Raw genomic sequence first — 14926 nt, 5'->3', positions numbered from 1 at the left:
TCCATTCTATTTAAGTTTCAGGAAGATGCTTAAAATTTGATACCTTTTAGATTCCAGGACGGCAATGGCACCAAGAAATGATTCCTTAAGCAAATGAGAAGGGTCTATAACTGATCGTCATATTGATGTTAAATAAGATTACAAACATAAAACATGACTTCAAAGTCAGGGGGTACTAATAGGCAAAATTGACGTTGTATACGAAATATATCATAAGTTTTCTGAAAAAAGTAGGTAGCTTTATACAAAGAGGAGACAGGAAAAGTGTGTTTTTCTACATTACTCAAGGCAAAAGAGATCATTTAGTGAAGTTCGCGTCAAGTAATATAACACAATATTCGGCATGAACTGAGTATGGAGACAAAGGAGGGGCTGCATATGCTGCTGGAGCTCAAGGATATGAAGACCGTATTCAAAACGGACAGAGGGGAAGTGACTTCGGTAGACGGGGTCAGTCTCAGAGTGGGCAAAGGAGAGACGATCGGCATTGTCGGCGAGTCCGGCTGCGGCAAGAGTGTGACCTCCCTTTCGATCATGCGGCTGCTCGGCAAGAGCGGCCGCATCAAGGAGGGTGAGATTCTGTTCATGGGCCAAGATCTTGCCAAGCTACCTGAGGCGGAGCTGCGCCTGATTCGCGGCGGCGATATCGCGATGATCTTTCAGGAGCCGATGACTTCGCTGAATCCGGTGTTCACCATCGGCAATCAATTGACCGAAGCCATTCAGCTGCATACCGACCTGAGAGGGAAGGCTGCTGCCGGTTACGCGGTCCAGATGCTGGAGAAGGTCGGCATCCCCCGTCCCGAGGCCATGATGAAGAGCTACCCGCACTCGCTCTCCGGCGGCATGCGGCAGCGCGTAATGATCGCGATGGCGCTCTCCTGCAAGCCGAAGCTGCTGATTGCCGACGAGCCGACGACCGCTCTGGACGTAACGATTCAGGCACAGATCCTGAATCTGATGAAAGAGCTCCGCGAGGAGATGGGGGCTTCGATAATGCTCATCACCCATGATCTGGGCGTGATCGCGGAGATGGCGGACAAAGTCGTGGTCATGTATGCCGGACAGGTGGTGGAGGAGACCGATGTGTTCACCCTGTTCGAGCAGCCGCTGCACCCCTATACCCAAGGGCTGATGAAGTCCATCCCCCATATTGAAGCCGAGGCGGAGGAGACGCTGGCCTCCATCCCCGGCGCAGTCCCGCCGCTTACGAACATGCCGAAAGGCTGCCGCTTCCAGCCCCGCTGTGCGTTCGCCGCAGCGAGATGTCAGGCTGAAGCGCCTGCGCTGCTGCCGGTTCAAGAGGGACATGATGTGCGCTGCTGGATGGCGCAGGAGCCAGAGCAGTGGAAAGTGCGGAAGGAGGAAGCCGTATGATGACAGCGGAATACCCCGCGGCCCCGGAGCCGCTGCTACGGATCGAAGGCCTGAAGACCTACTATCCGATCAAGCGCGGACTCCTGTCGCGGACGGTCGGCAATGTCAGAGCAGTAGATGACATTACGCTGGATTTGTACCCGGGCGAGACGCTCGGACTCGTCGGCGAGTCGGGCTGCGGCAAGTCGACAATCGGCCGGAGCATCATCCGGCTGGAGAACCCGACGGCCGGCAAAATCTGGTTCGACGGCGAAGAGATTACGGCCAGCCCGATGTCGGCCCTGCGCGGGGAACGGACGAAAATGCAGATGATTTTCCAGGATCCTTACTCTTCGCTGAATCCCCGGATGCGCGTGCATGAGCTGCTCGCCGAGCCGATGCGCGTGCATGGCGTGGCTGCAGGAGCCGGGCTGGAGGCGAGGATCGACAAGCTTCTGGATACAGTCGGCATCCCCCGCAGCTATAAGCAGCGCTTCCCCCATGAATTCTCGGGCGGCCAGCGGCAGCGCATCGGCATCGCCCGTGCGCTCTCGCTGAACCCGAAGCTCATCGTATGCGATGAGCCGGTATCGGCGCTGGATGTCTCGATTCAGGCTCAAATCCTGAACCTGCTGAAGGAGCTGCAGCAGGAGCTTGGACTCACTTATCTGTTCATCGCCCACGGCCTCGGTGCGGTTAAATACATCAGCAGCCGCATTGCGGTGATGTACCTTGGCAAAATGGTAGAGCTCGGCACGAAGGAACAAATCTTCGGCAGCCCGCGCCATCCGTATACGCAAGCACTGCTCAACGCCTATCCTATACCGGACCCCCGCAAGCGCGGTCAGGAGCGGATCGTTCTCCAGGGCGATGTGCCGAGTCCCGCCGCTCCCCCGTCAGGCTGCCGGTTCCATACCCGCTGCCCGTTCGCCCAGGTGAAGTGCAAGGAGGAGGAGCCCCTTCTGCAGGGCACCGGACATGCGGCGGCTTGTCATTACCCGCTGGTCACAGGTTAACCGCGAGAGAGGAGAGAGAAGATGTTTACTTACGTCATGCGCCGCATTCTGATCGCGGTTCCCGTGCTATTCGGCATTACGATCATCAACTTCGTCATCATCAACCTTGCCCCGGGCAACCCGGTGGATATGTATATGACCCCGGATACCCCGCCGGAGCTGCTGGAGCTGCGCAAGGAGCAGCTGGGCCTTAACGATCCGGTCATCCTGCAGTATTTCAAATGGCTGGGCCAGCTGCTGTCAGGCAACCTCGGATACTCCTTCAGCACCAATGAATCGGTGGGATCGCTTATCAGCGAGCGTCTCGGGCAGACGGTGCTGCTCGGTACCTGCGCGCTGATTCTCGGCCTCCTGATCGCGCTGCCAATCGGCATTATGAGCGCCGTCCGGCAGAATTCGAAGTTCGATTACCTGATGACCGGCCTTTCGTTCGTCGGCACGTCGATTCCGCAGTTTTTTCTCGGGCTGCTGTGCATCTATATCTTCGCCGTTCAACTGGGCTGGCTGCCCGTCGGCGGGACAGAAGATCTCGGCGGAGGCGGCGGGCTTCTTGACCGGATCAGGCATCTGATCTTGCCTGCCATCGCGCTGGCCGTCGGCATTGCCGGGCGCAAGGTACGATACATCCGGGCCAGTATGCTTGACGTACTAAAGCAGGATTACCTGCGGACAGCCCGGGCCAAAGGGGTTAAGGAGTTCTTTGTCACGAACAAGCATGCGCTGCGCAATGCGCTGATTCCGATCATTACCGTCGTCGGGATGGAGATACCGATGCTGTTCGGCGGCGCGGTCATCGTGGAGCAGTTGTTCCAGTGGCCGGGCATCGGGCAGCTGACCATCCAGTCGATCATGTCCCGCGACTATGCCACCATCATGGGCCTTAACCTGATTGCTGCTGTCATCGTACTGTCCGCCAACCTGCTTACGGATATTTTCTACTCCGTAGCCGATCCGCGCATCCAATATCATTAACGGCATATTGCCGTCCAAACGAAACGAGAGGAGGCGGACTCGATGTCTGCTGTTCAATCCAAAGTCGCCGGAGGCGCCGTCCTTCCGCTCCAGCAGGATGCGCCTGAAGGTGTCTTCCGCCAAATGTCCCGGCGGTTCCTGAAGCACCGTCTGGCCGTCGCCGGCCTGGCCGTTACCCTGATGCTCATCTTCATCGCCGTCTTCGCCCCGTGGCTGGCGCCGCACAGCCCTTATGAAGTAACCGCCGAATTCTCGGCCGCACCTTCCTCTGTGCATTGGCTGGGAACCGACCAGGTGGGAAGAGATGTTCTCTCCCGCCTGATCTACGCGACGAGAGTCGCCGTCACCGTCGGCTTCGGGACAGTTGCCCTGTATGTGACATTCGGAACAATCGTCGGCCTGTGGTCGGCATACGCCGGCGGCTGGGTTGACATGATTGTCATGAGAATTACCGATGTGTTCATGGCATTCCCGTACATGATGGTTATCCTGGTTGTCGTCAGCGTACTCGGCCCGACCCTCTGGACGCTCGTGCTTGTGCTCGCCTTGTTCTCCTGGCCGTCCATCGCCCGGCTGGTCCGGGGGAGCGTACTGACGCTCAAGCAGATGGATTATATCAAAGCCGGGGTTTCTCTGGGGCTCAGTACGCCGCGTATCGTCTTCCGCCATATCCTGCCGAACGCGCTTGCTCCGATCATCGTTAACGCAACCTTCGGCGTAGCAGCGGCGATCATGGCGGAATCCGGTCTAAGCTTTCTCGGCATGGGTGTGCAGCCGCCAACCGCCAGCTGGGGCAACATGCTAACCGACGCCCAGTCGATCAGCGTCATGACTGACCAGCCGTGGCTGTGGCTGCCGCCCGGGATCATGATTCTCGTGACGGTGCTCGCCATCAACTTCGTTGGCGATGGTCTGCGAGACGCGCTTGATCCCAAGCAATAGGCCACAGTGACATCCCACATAGATGGCAACCCAATAGACAATAAGGTGGAGGAGATCAGATGAAGAGGATTCAACAAGCGTGGATTGGCGGAGTAATGGTATTATTGATGATTCTGGTCACCGCCTGCGGTTCGAACTCGGGCAGCAATACGGCAGCTACTTCAGGGGCAGGCGGCGGGAATACCTCCGCTTCGGCAGAAGGTTCCGGAGGTTCGGCTTCCGGAGGTGCGGATCAGCCGCTGTATATCGGTATGGTGAACCCGGTAACGACATTCGACGTCTTCAACCTGGACAATGCCGGCATCTTCGTCAACTCGTTCATGAGTGACACGCTGGTTGCGATGAACAGTAATTACGGCTTCGATCCGAAGCTGGCCGAAGCGATTGAAACGACGGACAATCAGAATTTCACCATCAAGCTGAACCCGAACGCCAAGTGGAGCGACGGCGAGCCGTTCACTGCAGCTGATGTTGAATTCACCCTGCGCATGTTTACGGACATGAATGTGAAGACGCTGCTCAATATGACTTTCGTCGCAGGACTGAACGACGCCGGCAAACGGGACGAGGGGCAGACCGAGCTGCCGTTCTTCCAGAAGGTCGATGATCATACCTTTGTGATTAAGACCAAGGCCCCGATGGAGACGGATCTATTCAAGAGCCAGTTCGGCACTTATTTTCGCTTCCTTCCTGAGCATGTGCTGAAGGATGTGGCTCCGGCAGACCTGAACAAAAACGAATTTATGATGAACCCTACCGTCACCAACGGGGCTTACAAGTTCGTCAAATTCGCCAAGGACCAGTACGTGCAGCTGGCTGCGAACGATGATTATTATGGCGGGACACCGAATATCAAGGAAATCTTCATTAAAATGATGCCGGCAACGAATCTGGCCGCGCAGCTCCAGACAGGCGACATCCAGTTGACTTCTCCGGGCGTGGGACTTATCCCGGTGCAGGATTTTGACAAGGTCTCCAATATGGCGACCGTTACGACAGGCTACGGTGATGCAAACAATCCGAATACCATGTTCATTAACACACAGACCTTCCCGGACCCGAAGGTACGCCAGGCGATCGCTTATGCGATGAACCGGCAGCTCATCGTCGATCAGCTGCTCAAGGGCCAAGGCGATCTCGTGGACGGCATGCTCGGTCTTAATCATCCTTACTATAACAAGGATACCGAGCTGTACAGCTACGATCCGGAGAAAGCAAAAACGCTGCTTGAGGGAGCGGGCTGGGACTTCGGCAAGACGGTTGAATTCGTGGTACCGACCGGTAACAAAATCCGCGAGCAGGCATCCGACATTGTCGCCGAGAACCTGAAGGCAGCCGGCTTGAAGGTACAGGTGACGAAGCTTGATTTCCCGACGACCTATCAGAGAGCCCTTAAGCACGAATACGATTTGACTGTACTCAACCTTGGCTTCATTCTTGATCCGAACTCTGTGCTTGGCTTGTTCAAGACCGGCGTCAGCTTCAATCTGTCCGGCTATTCGAACGCTGAAGTCGACGAACTGCTAGTCCAGGGGGCAGAGGAGCTCGATCCGGCCAAGCGCTTCGAAATTTACAAGCAGGTACAGCAGATCCTGCACGATGAAGTTCCGGTGATCTCCCTGTATGCCGATAAGCAGCTGTATGCGGCGGCCAAGAATCTCGATCTGGGCAAAAGCCTGGAGACCAGCACGGTCGGCCTGACGAACAACGTCGCCGATTGGAAGTTCACTGAATGACTGAATAGCCGCCGTTAGAGAAGGCTGTCACAGCCGGCTTCGGAGCAGGGGGGTGCTGCACTATGCGAGGTTCAGACAAGGAGAAGCTGCCGCCACTGCTCAGGGTCGAGGGGCTTAAGACATACTATCCGATCCGGCAGGGACTATTCTCGCGGATCACGGATTATGTCCGGGCGGTTGACGGCGTCAGCTTCTCGATCCGCGCCGGCGAGACCCTCGGTCTCGTCGGCGAGTCGGGCTGCGGCAAGTCGACCGTCGGCCGCACCCTGCTTCAGCTTGAGGAGCCTCATGAAGGAAGGGTGTTCTATTCGGGCCAAGAGCTCTCAGAGCTCGGCAAGCGGGAGCTCCGGCAGCTCCGGGCAAGCATGGGGATGATCTTCCAGGACCCGTATTCCTCGCTTAATCCCCGGATGCGGATCGGCGATATTCTGGCAGAGCCTCTGCTTGTACACCGGCTCGAGACCCGTTCGTCTGTACAGGAGCGTGTGGAAGGGCTGCTCGCGACTGTGGGGATTGCGCCCGCAGACAAGAGCCGGTATTCCTATGAATTCTCCGGGGGTCAGCGGCAGCGCATCGGTATCGCGCGGGCGCTGGCGTTAGGCCCCAGGCTGATCGTCTGCGACGAGCCCGTCTCGGCGCTCGACGTCTCGATCCAGGCGCAGATACTGAATCTGCTGAAGCAGCTCCAGCAGGAGAAGGGCCTTTCTTATCTGTTCATCGGGCACGGACTCGGGGCCGTCCGCTATATCAGCGACCGGATTGCCGTCATGTACCTGGGCAAAATCGTGGAAATCGCCAGCCGGGAGAAGCTGTTTCGGGCACCGAGGCATCCGTACACGAATGCCCTGCTGAGTGCGAACCCGGCCTCGGACCCGAGGCGGCGTGCGGAACAGCGGATCATCATTAAGGGGGATGTTCCGAATCCGGTCCGGCCCCCCGGCGGCTGCCGCTTCCACACGCGATGTCCGATCGCGAAGGCCATATGCCGCGAATACGAGCCGGAGCTCAAGGGGCATCACGATCATGCCGTTGCCTGTTTTGCGTTTGAATGAAAGGAACCGGAACACAGATTCAGGAAGACCAATTTGAGAAGAGAGGTGCCTTGCATGAACGAGAAGATCATTCAGGATGTTACCGCCTATATCGAAGGCAAGAGAGATGTATTTATCGACGTAAGCGACAGGATCTGGGGCTTTGCGGAGACGCGTTTCGCCGAGTTTGAATCGGCCGATACCCTCTGCAAGGCACTGGAGCAGGAAGGCTTCTCCGTCGAACGGGGCGTCGCCGGACTCGCCACCGGATTTGTCGGCAGCTTCGGGAGCGGTTCTCCCGTCATCGCGATTCTCGGCGAATTCGACGCCCTTGCCGGCCTTAGCCAGCAGGCAGGCCAGGCCAGCTTCGACCCGGTTGTGCCGGGGGCGAACGGGCATGGCTGCGGCCATAATCTGCTCGGAGCAGGCTCGCTTGCCGCCGCCGTTGCAGTGAAGGATTATTTGCTGGAGCACGGAATCACCGGTACGGTCCGCTATTACGGCTGTCCGGCGGAAGAGAGCGGCTCCGGCAAAGCGTACATGGCCAGAGCGGGCCTGTTCAGCGATGTCGACGCCGCCTTCTGCTGGCATCCGGCCACGATGAATGTCGTCATGCATATGTCTTCGCTAGCCAATCTGCATGTACACTTCAAGTTCGCCGGCCGGAGTGCCCATGCCGCAGCCGCGCCCCATCTCGGACGAAGCGCGCTGGATGCGGTTGAACTGATGAACGTGGGCGTGAACTACCTGCGCGAGCATATGATCCCGGAAGCCCGCGTTCATTATGCCGTGACGAATACGGGCGGCTTCGCTCCGAACGTGGTGCAAGCCGAGGCGGAAGTGAATTATCTGGTCCGGGCGCCGAAAGCGGCCCAGGTATCCGAGCTGTTCGAGCGGGTGCTTGACGTGGCGCGCGGAGCGGCCCTGATGACCGGGACGAAGATGTCGTACCACTACGAGGGCGGGGCAGCCAACCTGATTCCGAATGCAGCGCTGGAAGGTAAGATGTACGAGTTCATGACCGGCCTTGCACTTCCTGAATATACGGAGGAAGAGCTGGCTTTCGCTAAGGAAATTTATGCTGCGATTCCGGAAGAGGACAAGGCAAGCGCCGCGCGGCAAGGCGGCAAGGCGCTTCACGGGATGCTCGCGGCGCGTCCGCTGGCAGGCTTCGTCGCTCCGCCGATGGAGAAGCTGGTGGTCATGCCGGCGTCGACGGATGTCGGCGACGTCAGCTGGAACGTGCCGACCGCCCAGTGCGGCACGGCGACCTGGGCCTATGCGACGCCGATCCATGCCTGGCAGACGGTCGCGCAGGGCAAGAGCAGCTACGCCCACAAGGGCATGCTGCTCGCGGGCAAAGCGATGGCGTGCACCGCCATTGCGGCACTGCTCGACCCTTCGCTGGTCGCTGCGGCGAAGGCGGAGCTGGTGCAGCGGCTGGACGGCGAAGCTTACGTCAGCCTGTTCCCGGACGAGGTGCAGCCTCCGAGCCCGCTGCGTCCCGGCAAGGAGGCCGGAGCGGCCGAGCAGGCGCCGGTAACTGTGTAATTCCGGTCAACTGAATACAAGTATGCCCGTTTTGTAAATGGTTATCGTATCCACCGCCCGGTAACAACCGCAGAAGCCGACCATCACATGGCCGACTTCTGCGGTTTATTATTGCGCGGTCAGGATCTGCGGTCCTTCAGCCGTAATGGCAATGGTGTGCTCGTATTGGGCGGCCAGCTTACGGTCCTGCGTCCGCGCAGTCCAGCCGTCCGGATCAATGGTCATGTAGTAGGTGCCTTCGGTGATCATAGGTTCAATGGTGAACACCATACCTTCCTTAATGCGTGGGCCCTTGCCGGGCTTGCCAACATGCGCGTAAGTCGGCTCCTCGTGCAGGTCGCGGCCGATGCCATGGGCGAGAAGGTCGCGCACGACGCCGAAGCCGTGCGATTCCGCATGCCGCTGAATCGCATTCGTCACATCGCCGAGACGGTTGCCGGGCTGCGCCAGCTCAATGCCCAGATCAAGACATTCCTTCGTGACGCGCATCAGCCTCTCGGCCGCCTGGGAGATCTGCCCGACCGCATAGCTCCAGGCCGAATCGCCGAGCCAGCCGCCAAGCTCGGCGACCGTGTCGATGGTTACGATATCGCCTTCCTCAAGCGGCTTATTGCCAGGGAAGCCATGCGCGATCACGTCGTTGACGGAAGCACAGGTCGCATAGGGATAGCCATTGTAACCCTTCTGATATGGCTTGGCACCGTGCTTCAACATAATGTCCTCGAAGATGCGGTCAATGTCGCTCGTGGTTATTCCCGGTTTGATAAGCGGGGCAATGGTACGGTGGCATTCAGCCACCACTTGGCTCGCCTTGCGGATCGCTTCAATTTCATGCTTGCTTTTTAAGATGACCATGTTCGTATCAGGACTCCTTCGTAATTGCGTGAATTGCGAGTCGGGCGATTCGATCGACGTCCAGCCCCGAATTACCCGCATAGTAGTACAGCCCGCTGCAGCCAACCAGCACCGCAAGCATATGATCGACGCTGTCGTCATCACACTGGGCGATCGATTGCAGCGGAACGTATATCCCTTCCATAAACCGTCTCTTGGCGGTGTGCCGCGCTTTCTCCGGCAAGCCTGCATAATGCTCCGCCGCCATCTTGAAGACAAGAAATGCGCGGGCATCTGACTGCCACAGCCGGAGCAGCGCTTGGCAGCACCTGAGCAGGTGACTGGCATCGGGGGGACTGCCGCTCGTGTTCGCCAAATCAGCGACAGCCTGTTCACATCGCTCGAAGCCGCTGCCCAGTACATCCTCTATCAATAAATGCCGGTTAGGATAGTAATGATATACTGTGCCGTACCCAAGCCCTGCCTCACGGGCAACATCGCGTACATCAAAGCTGCCGCCTGTGCGGAAGTAGGAGCGGGCGGCGACGTCAAGGATCTGTTCTCTGCGCTGCACGCGTATAAGCTCATTTTGTTCTTTGGTACGGGGGCACATGGTTATGTAGACCTCCTTGTTTAGACCTGCAAATTTGTCAACATAAAAAATAGTACCTCAGCGGGCAGAGAAATGCAATGATCACTAATATCAGGCTCAGCCAGCACTTGTTGTGAATATAATCACTTGATTTATCCACAGGCGTGGTATTATATATGAGTTTACAGCAGATCTGAAGTAGCATGATAGTTTTCGATTTCAGGCCGGAACAGGAGCTTAACTTATGTACAAAATATACATCGTCGAGGATGATGCCAAAATCTCCAATCTGCTGCTCTCGTACATGTCCAGATACGGATTCGAGGCGAGGGAGGCGGCCGATTTCAGTCAGGTGGTGGAGGAGTTTCAGGAAGCAGGGGCGGACCTGGTGCTGCTCGATATCAATCTGCCCAAGTATGACGGCTTCTACTGGTGCCGGCAAATCCGAATGCATTCGCATTGCCCCATCTTGTTCATATCTGCCCGGGACAGTGAGATGGATCAGGTGATGGCGCTGGAGAACGGTGCGGATGATTATATCACCAAGCCCTTCCATTATGAGATCGTTATGGCCAAAATACGCAGCCATCTGCGCAGAGCATACGGTGCATACGCTTCAAGCCAGGAGGAGAAGAGGCTGGAGTCCGGCGGGCTCATCCTGTATCCCGAGCGTTACACGGTAAGCTGCGCGGGTCATGAAGCCGAGCTGACTTTGAAAGAAAACCAGCTGCTCGAGGCGCTTATGCTGAAGCAGGGAAGGGCAGTGAGCAGGGAGAAGCTGCTGGATCTGATGTGGGAGAATCATCATTTTATTGATGACAACACCTTGAATGTGTACATTACGAGGCTGCGCAAAAAGCTGAATGAGCTTGGCTCCGGGGATCGTGTAGAAACGGTACGGGGAGTGGGCTACAAGCTGGCGGTAAGGCAGGAGGACCTGCAATGAAGCTGTTCTGGAAGGAGCATGTGCCTCTGCTGCTGTTTTATTCGGTTCAGTCTGCATTGGTTCCTTTGCTGTATTGGCTTGCCGGAGAGGGACGGCCTTTGGCGATTGTGCTATACGGCTTCCTGTTAAGCACGGTTGTGCTTGCCTTATATTTGATTTACCGCTACTGCCAGCACCGGGAGCTGTACAGACGTCTCGAAGCGCCACTTACCGTGCAGGAAGAGCTGATTCAGCCTATGGATGAGGCGCCGCTGTCCGATGCGGTCCATAAGCTGCTTTGCAGCTATGACCGGCATTTCAAGGAGCAAATACTGCAGCTGCAAAGCGGAAACGAGCAGCAGCTCGTATTCATGAACCGTTGGGTGCATCAGATGAAAACACCGATCTCCGTGATTCAACTGCTGCTGCAGGAGCTGGAGGAGCCGGCGGCCGAGAGCATCCAGGAGGAACTGGACCGGCTGTGCAAAGGGCTGGAAATGGTCTTATACACAGCCAGGCTCGACCGGTTCGAGCAGGATTTCGCTGTCGAAGCCGTAGAGCTCCGTCACATCGTCAACAAGGTCGTGGCCGGCAACCGCAAGCTGTTTATCGGCAAGGGAATTACTCCAGTGCTCCAGATCAGCGAGGACCTCAAGGTGTATTCGGATGCGAAATGGCTGCGCTTTATGCTCGATCAGATTGTGGTGAATGCCTTGAACTACACCGTCGGGACGGGCAAAGCCATTACGATTTCAGCGGAAGAGCTGGGCAACTCATGTAAACTGACTGTACAGGATCAAGGGATCGGGATTGTAAAAGAGGACCTGAACCGCGTATTTCATCCTTACTATACAGGGGAACGCGGGAGAGAATATTCCGAATCTACCGGAATGGGCTTATATTTGGTTAAAGAGGTATGCGGACGGCTCGGACACGAGGTGACGCTGCAATCGAAGCCGGGAGCCGGCACGATTGTAACTCTGTTGTTTCAGCATCGCACATAGCTTTAGCATATAAGCAGGAAAAGAAGTGCAGGAAGCCTTGAATGCTCCTGCACTTCTTTTCCTGTCTGCTGCCGAACGTAAAGGCGAACATAAACTTAAGCCTAATGTAAGTAATATTTAAGGTGAATCGATAGCACCCACGCCGCTCATAAGCTAAATTAATAGAGTGTTACATGAATAGAGACATGACCAATGATCCGCATCCTTGAAAGGAATGAATAGCATGAGTATTTTGCAGGTGAAGGCGCTGAATAAAGTATACCCGGGAAAAGTCGTGACCCATGCATTGACGGATATCCATTTGACCATCGAGCCGGGAGAGTTCGTAGGGATCATGGGACCGTCAGGCAGCGGCAAAACAACACTGCTGCATATGGTTTCCACGATTGATGTGCCCAGTTCGGGCGAGGTGTTAATTAACGGCAGCAATCCTTATCAGCTGAGAACCAAGGAGCTGGCATTATTCCGCCGCCGGGAGCTTGGCTTTGTATTTCAGGATTTCAATCTGCTGGACACCTTAACTGTCGCAGAGAATATCGTGCTTCCACTGACGCTGGACAACTACCGGCTGCCGGAGATGGAAGAGAGGCTGAAGCAAATTGCCGGGCGCCTGAACATAACCTCGATATTAAACAAACGTACCTATGAAATATCCGGAGGGCAGCGCCAGCGGACGGCGATCGCCAGGGCGGTGATCGCGGCCCCATCGCTGCTGCTTGCCGATGAGCCCACAGGAGCGCTCGATTCAACCTCTGCGAGAATGGTCATGGAATCGCTGGCCGACATCAACGAACAGCAGGGCACTACGCTGATGCTGGTCACTCATGATCCGCTCGCAGCCAGCTACTGCCAGCGGATTGTGTTTATCAAGGATGGGCGTCTGGCCGGGGAAATTCACCGCGGCGAGAATCGGCAATCCTTTTTTCAGAAAATCATTGATACTTTGTCTTTCTGGGGAGGGCACCGGAATGAATTTTCCTCAGTTCGCGTGGAATAATGTCCGCCGCAACAGGCGTGCTTACACGGCATATTTATTCAGCAGCGCATTTATGGTGATGATTTTCTTTACGTTTGCCGTCTTTATCTATCATCCTGAGATTCGGCAGGCTTCTATGGGCAAAATGACGTTAGTCAGCATGCAGGTTGCTGCGTATGTAGTGATTATTTTTGCAGTCTTTTTTGTGCTCTACTCGATCAGCGCCTTCCTGAAAGCCCGCAACAAGGAATTCGGGATTTTAATGATGCTGGGCGCACGGGCAGGACAGATGAACGGCCTGATATTCCTGGAAAATATGATCATCGGCACAGTTTCCATCGTGACCGGAATCGCCGGCGGGCTGCTGTTGTCCAAGCTGTTTCTGCTGTTCAGCACTAGAATGATTGGTATGGACGAGCTGGCCTTTTATTGGCCAGTGAAGGCCATACTATTGACGGCGGGCTGCTTTGCTGCCTTGTTTATGGCGATCTCGCTGTTTACGCTGCTGTTTATCCGCAAAAGCCGGGTGCTGGAGCTTTTGACGGGCAGCAGCAAGCCGAAGCGGGAGCCGAAAGCTTCGATTTGGCTTTCCCTGCTGGGCACGATTTTGCTGGCTGTCAGTTTTCTGCTCATTGGGAAAGCTGCTCTTTCTCCGGAATTTCTGATGATCGCCGCTTTTTCCGGCATTTCCGGTACCTACTTCTTTTACTCCCAGCTGTCTGTTCTCCTCATTCGGTTACTGCAACGAAATCGCAAGCGGGTATGGCGCGGCACAAATCTGCTGTGGATTTCTGAGATCAGCTATAAGCTGAAGGATAATGCCAGGATGCTGTTTCTGGTGACAATTGTTACTTCAATCGCCTGCATCAGCGCAGGCTTTGTACTCGCCGTTAATCAAGACAACAAACAGCAGTATATCAACAATAAATTTGCGCTCAGCTATGATGTATTTCAGCCAAAGCTTATAGATGCGGAACTGGCCGTTATTGATCAGCCTATGCAGGAAGCGGGCATCGCTTATCAGCGGTATCGGATAGACAGTGTCCTAGCTATGCTGCAAGATGGGGTCCATGACCCAACCAAGAGCAGCGATGTAGAGTTTGTTCGGGCAAGCCAGATTAGTCAACTGGCAGCTTTGCTGGAGATACCGCCGCTAGAGCCTCTGTCCGGACAAACGGCTGTTGCGGTATATGCGGACTCCAAGCGTTTGCCTGAGCAGCCATTAAAGCTTGAGGGAACCGAGGCCAGCATTACAATTGTGCAGGAGATCAGCATGCGCCAGCTGGGAGGCGTTAGTGAAGCCGGGGCTATGCTCATTGTTGATGATGCCCTATACAACAAATTATCAGCCGATTTACGAAGCAGACCGAATTTCATCTATCATGTACCTGCCTGGACAGAGCTTCCCTCGCGGCAAGATGAGCAATCCAGGATTGGTGCAGAGCTGTACACATGGAATCAGCAGCAAATCGATGAGTACTTTGGAAGCGCCTCAGAATCTCGTAATTTCCCCAACATTTTGACGATTCGTTCCGAAAAATACTTGAGCACAAAAGATACGACCTCCGTGTTCAGCTTTATCGGGGTTTTTATCGCACTAATCTTCTCCATTTCGATGGCAAGCTTTTTGTACTTCAAGCTTTATACGGAGCTATCTGCCGACAGCCGGACGTACCGTGCCCTCTCCAAGATCGGACTGAGCAGCAGAGAAATGCGGGCGGCGGCTACGAAGCAAATTGCTTTTCTCTTCTTTATGCCGATTCCGATATCGGCGATACAAACGCTTGTGGTGCTGAAGCCTCTACTGGGGCAGATACGTCTCGCCTATTTCGATGTCTATACGGTTACTTTTACAGTGGCGCTGGCTTTCCTGGCCGCCCAGGCTATCTACTTCATCATCGCAAGATCGCGTTATGTCCGGGCGTTGCAGAAAATGATGATCTAAAAGCTAAAGATGAAACAAGAGACTGCCGGCGATATCCATCGGTAGT

Annotated in this window: 13 protein-coding genes; 11 read left to right on the top strand and 2 right to left on the bottom strand. The window is 55.7% G+C overall.

Going from position 1 to position 14926, the window contains the following annotated elements:
* Nucleotides 1-372: 372 nt before the first annotated feature.
* The 7 genes from F1381_RS21380 (at nt 373) to F1381_RS21350 (ending at nt 8604) form a co-directional block, all read left to right on the top strand.
* Nucleotides 373-1377, top strand: a complete 1005-nt coding sequence (locus F1381_RS21380; RefSeq protein ID WP_151737018.1) for an ABC transporter ATP-binding protein — start codon at nt 373-375, stop codon at nt 1375-1377.
* The gene (locus F1381_RS21375; protein ID WP_151737017.1) at nt 1377-2372 is read left to right on the top strand and encodes an ABC transporter ATP-binding protein; all 996 of its coding nucleotides are present in this window, start codon (nt 1377-1379) and stop codon (nt 2370-2372) included. Before F1381_RS21380 ends, F1381_RS21375 begins: the two co-directional genes overlap by 1 nt.
* Before the next feature lie 21 nt (nt 2373-2393).
* Nucleotides 2394-3344, top strand: a complete 951-nt coding sequence (locus F1381_RS21370; protein WP_151736882.1) for an ABC transporter permease — start codon at nt 2394-2396, stop codon at nt 3342-3344.
* 42 nt (nt 3345-3386) lie between these two features.
* On the top strand, nt 3387-4286 hold the full coding sequence (gene opp4C / locus F1381_RS21365) for an oligopeptide ABC transporter permease (protein WP_151736881.1): 900 nt from the start codon (nt 3387-3389) through the stop codon (nt 4284-4286).
* A gap of 59 nt (nt 4287-4345) precedes the next feature.
* Nucleotides 4346-6022, top strand: coding sequence for an ABC transporter substrate-binding protein (locus F1381_RS21360; RefSeq protein ID WP_151736880.1), 1677 nt, complete (start codon nt 4346-4348; stop codon nt 6020-6022).
* A 62-nt stretch (nt 6023-6084) separates the two neighbouring features.
* Nucleotides 6085-7074: an ABC transporter ATP-binding protein gene (locus F1381_RS21355; protein ID WP_151736879.1), complete on the top strand. Its 990-nt coding sequence runs from the start codon at nt 6085-6087 to the stop codon at nt 7072-7074.
* A gap of 54 nt (nt 7075-7128) precedes the next feature.
* Nucleotides 7129-8604, top strand: a complete 1476-nt coding sequence (locus F1381_RS21350; RefSeq protein ID WP_151736878.1) for a M20 family metallopeptidase — start codon at nt 7129-7131, stop codon at nt 8602-8604.
* Between the two features lie 108 nt (nt 8605-8712).
* Here F1381_RS21350 and map read toward each other — a convergent pair whose 3' ends face one another.
* Both map and F1381_RS21340 read right to left on the bottom strand, forming a co-directional pair.
* Nucleotides 8713-9459: a type I methionyl aminopeptidase gene (gene map, locus F1381_RS21345; protein WP_151736877.1), complete on the bottom strand. Its 747-nt coding sequence runs from the start codon at nt 9457-9459 to the stop codon at nt 8713-8715.
* A gap of 7 nt (nt 9460-9466) precedes the next feature.
* Nucleotides 9467-10051 carry a TetR/AcrR family transcriptional regulator gene (locus F1381_RS21340; protein WP_151736876.1) on the bottom strand — a complete coding sequence of 195 codons (585 nt, stop codon included), beginning with the start codon at nt 10049-10051 and terminating at the stop codon, nt 9467-9469.
* Nucleotides 10052-10274: 223 nt separating this feature from the next.
* Here F1381_RS21340 and F1381_RS21335 point away from each other — a divergent pair, with 223 nt between their 5' ends.
* The 4 genes from F1381_RS21335 (at nt 10275) to F1381_RS21320 (ending at nt 14880) form a co-directional block, all read left to right on the top strand.
* Entirely contained in the window at nt 10275-10976 is a 702-nt protein-coding gene (locus F1381_RS21335) for a response regulator transcription factor (protein ID WP_151736875.1), read from the top strand.
* Nucleotides 10973-11959 carry a sensor histidine kinase gene (locus F1381_RS21330; protein WP_151736874.1) on the top strand — a complete coding sequence of 329 codons (987 nt, stop codon included), beginning with the start codon at nt 10973-10975 and terminating at the stop codon, nt 11957-11959. Before F1381_RS21335 ends, F1381_RS21330 begins: the two co-directional genes overlap by 4 nt.
* Nucleotides 11960-12182: 223 nt before the next feature.
* On the top strand, nt 12183-12956 hold the full coding sequence (locus tag F1381_RS21325) for an ABC transporter ATP-binding protein (protein WP_151736873.1): 774 nt from the start codon (nt 12183-12185) through the stop codon (nt 12954-12956).
* Nucleotides 12928-14880, top strand: a complete 1953-nt coding sequence (locus F1381_RS21320; RefSeq protein WP_151737016.1) for an FtsX-like permease family protein — start codon at nt 12928-12930, stop codon at nt 14878-14880. Before F1381_RS21325 ends, F1381_RS21320 begins: the two co-directional genes overlap by 29 nt.
* Nucleotides 14881-14926: the final 46 nt, after the last annotated feature.

The sequence above is a fragment of the Paenibacillus tengchongensis genome (genome assembly GCF_008973665.1).
Lineage (GTDB): Bacteria > Bacillota > Bacilli > Paenibacillales > Paenibacillaceae > Paenibacillus_AQ > Paenibacillus_AQ tengchongensis.
The sequence above is the reverse complement of the archived record's forward strand: the minus strand, read 5'-3'. Positions and strand labels throughout refer to the sequence as shown.